Origin of the sequence: Micromonospora sp. CPCC 206060 (assembly GCF_036906895.1) — a bacterium.
GTDB lineage: Bacteria > Actinomycetota > Actinomycetes > Mycobacteriales > Micromonosporaceae > Micromonospora.
Genome location: NZ_JBAKHU010000248.1, coordinates 1 through 939 on the forward strand (window position 1 = coordinate 1; position 939 = coordinate 939).

1 protein-coding gene is annotated in these 939 nt (G+C 66.2%); it reads right to left on the reverse strand.

From position 1 onward, the window contains the following. On the reverse strand, positions 1 to 837 hold an 837-nt coding region (locus tag V6U90_RS33550), incomplete at its 3' end, for an IS5 family transposase (RefSeq protein WP_334445219.1). Between the last annotated feature and the right edge of the window lie 102 nt (positions 838 to 939).

Consider the following 939-nt stretch of genomic DNA (forward strand, 5'->3'; position numbering starts at 1 on the left):
GCGGCGGGTGGGGCGGGTGTTCCAGCGGTAGAGGGTCCAGGCCTGGCGGATGAGGCTACGGATGATGATGATCGTGTCGGCGAGGTCGAAGTAGGCGTGGATTACGTCTTCCTTGCGTTCGTAGCAGCGTTGGAGCCGGTTGAAGGCGTTGTGCCAGGCGTTCGTGCGCTCGATGTGCCACCGTTGGGTGGCCTGGATGGGGGCTTTGACGCCTTTGCGGGCGATCTTGCCGGTCAGGCCGCGTGCGGCGAGGAGGTCGCGGGTGGTGGTGGAGTCATAGCCGGCGTCCAGGTGCACGGTGATGTCCTCGGGTAGCTGACCGAGGTTTTCGAGCCGGTCGAGGGTGGGTTCCAGCAGCGGGGAGTCGTGGCGGTTGGCGCCGGCCAGGACGCGTCCCAGCGGGATACCGCGGGCCTCGACCATCATCGAGCGTTTCATGCCTTGCTTGCCGCGGTCGACCGGAGACCTGCCGGCGACCTCACCACCGCCGGGGGCCTTGGTGATGCACCCGTCGATGGCGATGTCGTCGAGCAGCAGTCCGACGATGCGGTCGTAGGCGTCGAGCGCGATTGCCTTGAGCTGGGCGAACACGCCGAGGTTGAGCCATTCGTCGCGGCGGTTGCGGATCGTGGTGGCCGAGCAGGTCGAGTCGGCGATGGACTCGTACGAGCAGCCGAACCGCAGCACCTGCAGGAGCTTGTCGAACACGATGCGGTCGGCGATGCGTCGGCGGTGGCAGCCCAACGGGTGAGTCGGATCGGTGGTCGGTCGTACGGGCAGCAGCGCGGCGAACTGGTCCCACAAGGGGTCGCTCAGCCATGATGGGACAGCGGGCACAGGCGTTCCAATGATCACTAGGCGTAGGAACCTTCATGATCACTGACGCCTGTGCCCGTCTCCTACCCACCCGATCCTCACCGACCTATTTGCGCGGGCTCT